The following is a 3,115-nucleotide window of genomic DNA, read 5'->3' as shown; positions in this document are numbered from 1 at the left end:
GTCAACTGCCGCCCCCCGGCTGCCCCGCCCATGGCGGCGGCAGCGGCCGCATCCCGCTCCACGGGGCGGACTTCGCCGCCGACCCCGACTCCGTCTACGCGGCGCTGCGGGAGTACGGCCCCGCAGCGCCGGTGGAGCTGGCGCCCGGTGTCGACGCCAAGCTGGTCACCTCGTACGGCACCGCCCTCAAGGTGCTGCGCGGGACCCAGACCTTCGTCAAGGACGCCCGCCGCTGGCGCGCCCTGGCCACCGGGGAGGTCTCCCCCGACAACCCGGTGGTGCCGATGATGGTCTACCGGCCCAACTGCCTGTACGCGGACGGCGAGGCGCACACCCGGCTGCGCGCCGCCGTCACCGACAGCCTGGACCGGGTGGACCCGCACGAGCTGCGGCACTATGTCGAGCAGAGCGCCGACGCCCTGATCGACGGCTTCAGCCGGGACGGCACCGCGGACCTGATCGGCGACTACGCCAAGCGGCTGCCGCTGCTGGTCTTCAAGCAGATGTTCGGCTGCCCCGGCGACATCGGGGACCGGCTGGTCACGGGCATGTCCGGCATCTTCGACGGCGTGGACGCCGAGAAGGCCAACGAGATGCTCACCCAGGCGACCATCGACCTGATCACGCTGAAGCACCAGCGTCCCGGTGCCGATGTGACCTCCTGGCTGATGTCCCACCCGGCGCAGCTGACCGACGAGGAGGTCATCCACCAGCTGGTGGTGCTGCTGGGCGCCGGCACCGAACCGCAGCAGAACCTGATCGCCAACACGCTGCGGCTGCTGCTCGCCGACGACCGCTTCGCGGGCGACCTCTCCGGCGGCAGCCTGCCGGTGGAGGACGCCCTCGACGAGGTGCTGTGGACCACCTACACCCCCATGGCGAACTACGCCGTGCACTACCCCGTCCAGGACACCGAGCTGGACGGGGTCCGGTTCCGCGAGGGGGAGCCGATCGTGATCTCCTTCGCGGCCGCCAACACCGACCCCTCCCTGCCCGCCGGCCACCGGGCCGGCAACCGAGCGCACCTCGCCTGGAGCGCCGGGCCGCACACCTGCCCGGCCAAGAGCCCCGCACGGCTGATCGCCACCGTGGCCATCGAGAAGCTGCTCGACCGGCTCCCGGACCTGGAACTCGCCGTACCCGTCGACGAGCTGTCCTGGCGGCCCGGCCCGTTCCACCGGGCGCTCAGCTCCCTGCCCGTCCGCTTCCCCCGTTCCGCTGCACCCGTACAGCCCGACGAGAACCCTGGAGCGCGCTCATGGCACAGCAGCCCACCTGTCCCTTCCGACTCGACCCCGCCGGCGGCGACTTCGACGGTGAGTCCGCCGAGCTCCACTCCCTCGGCGCCGCGACGCTCGTGGAGCTTCCGAACGCTGTGGAGGCGTGGTCGGTAAACAGCTTCGAGTTGCTGAAGCGGCTCCTCAACGACCCGCGGGTGTCCAAGGACCCCAACCAGCACTGGCCGGCCTTCGTCAACGGGGAGATCCCGCAGGAGTGGCCGTTCTTCATCTGGGTCGCGGTGCGCAACATGTTCACCGCGTACGGCGAGGACCACATGCGGCTGCGCAAGCTGGTCGCCAAGGCCTTCACCCCGCGCCGGACGGCGGCCATGCGGCCGCGGGTCGAGGAGATCACCGGTGCGCTGCTGGACGCCGTCGAGGCGGCCCCGGCGGGCGAGCCGGTCGACCTGCGGTCGGCCTTCGCCCACCCGCTGCCCATCGAGGTGATCTGCGGTCTGATGGGTGTCCCGGAGAAGTCCTGGGACGCGCTGCGCCGGACCGTCGACTCGGTCTTCAACGCGGCGGCCGAGCCGGAGGAGGTCGCGGCCACCCAGGTCGCCCTCTACGGACTGCTGACCGACCTGGTCTCGTCCAAGCGGGCGGCGCCCGGTGACGACATGACCACCGACCTGATCGAGGCCCGCAGTGAGGACGACGGTTCGGCGCTCAGCGAGGCCGAGCTGCTGGACACCTTGCTGCTGACCATCAGCGCCGGCTTCGAGACCACCGTCAACCTCCTGGACAACGCCATCACCGCGCTGCTCACCCACCCCGAGCAGCTGGCGCTGGTCCGGGCGGGCAAGGCCACCTGGGACGACGTCATCGACGAGACGCTGCGGTGGCGGGCCCCCGTGCCGCATCTGCCGCTGCGCTACGCCGTGGAGGACATCGAGCTGGACGGCGGCATCACCATCCGCAAGGGCGAGGCGATCCTGGCCTCGTACGGCGCGGCGGGGCGCGACCCCGAACTGCACGGTGACACCGCCGCCGACTTCGACATCACCCGGCCGACCCGGCGCGACCATCTGGCCTTCGGCTACGGCGCCCACTACTGCCTGGGCGTGTCCCTGGCCCGGCTGGAGGCCAGTGTCGCCCTGCCCGCCCTGTTCGAGCGCTTCCCCGACCTGACGCTGGCCGTCCCGGCGGAGAAGCTGGAGCCGCTGGGCACCATGCTGGCCAACGGGCACCGGGTCCTCCCCGCGCTGACCACCCCGGCCGTCTGACCCCCGTACCGCGGCGGGCACCCTCACGGGGGCCCGCCGCGGTTCCGCCAACTCCTCTGTCATGGGCGGCGGATGACGGTACGTCGGGGGGTGTGCCCGCCGGGTCCGGCGTACGGGATTATGACCCCCATGGGAGACACGCTGCGGACCGTCGGCGGCCGCTACACGCTGCGCGCCTCGCTCGGCCGCGGCGGCATGGGCACGGTGTGGCGGGCCGACGACACCCTGCTGGACCGCCAGGTGGCCGTCAAGGAGGTCCATCTGCGGGAGGCCGGGGACGGTGCCGGTCCGGAGGTGCAGCGGGAGCGGACCCTGCGCGAGGCCAGGGCCGCCGCACAGATCAGGCACCCCTCGGTGGTCGGCGTCCATGACGTGGTCGAGCAGGACGGCCGGCTGTGGATCGTGATGGAGCTGGTGGACGGGCGGTCGCTGGCCGAGGTGATCGCTGCCGACGGCCCGCTCGAACCCAGGGAGGCGGCCAGGATCGGCCTCGCCGTACTGGACGCCCTGGGAGCCGCCCACGGCCGGGGAGTACTGCACCGGGACGTGAAGCCGGCCAACGTCCTACTGGAGCGCGGCACCGGGCGGGTGGTGCTCACCGACTTCGGCATC

3 protein-coding genes are annotated in these 3,115 nt (G+C 72.3%); all 3 read left to right on the top strand.

Annotated features, from left to right (window positions below):
* The first annotated feature begins 5 nt into the window (after positions 1 to 5).
* Positions 6 to 1,394, top strand: a complete 1,389-nt coding sequence (locus AOK09_RS16875) for a cytochrome P450 (RefSeq protein WP_245687325.1) — start codon at positions 6 to 8, stop codon at positions 1,392 to 1,394.
* The gene (locus AOK09_RS37845; protein ID WP_245687324.1) at positions 1,358 to 2,503 is read left to right on the top strand and encodes a cytochrome P450 family protein; all 1,146 of its coding nucleotides are present in this window, start codon (positions 1,358 to 1,360) and stop codon (positions 2,501 to 2,503) included. The genes AOK09_RS16875 and AOK09_RS37845 overlap by 37 nt, the downstream gene beginning before the upstream one ends.
* A 120-nt stretch (positions 2,504 to 2,623) precedes the next feature.
* A partial coding sequence (locus AOK09_RS16870; RefSeq protein WP_157875923.1) for a serine/threonine-protein kinase occupies positions 2,624 to 3,115 on the top strand: 492 nt, incomplete at its 3' end.

Origin of the sequence: Peterkaempfera griseoplana, assembly GCF_001418575.1 — a bacterium.
Lineage (GTDB): Bacteria > Actinomycetota > Actinomycetes > Streptomycetales > Streptomycetaceae > Peterkaempfera > Peterkaempfera griseoplana.
The sequence above is the reverse complement of the archived record's forward strand: the minus strand, read 5'-3'. Positions and strand labels throughout refer to the sequence as shown.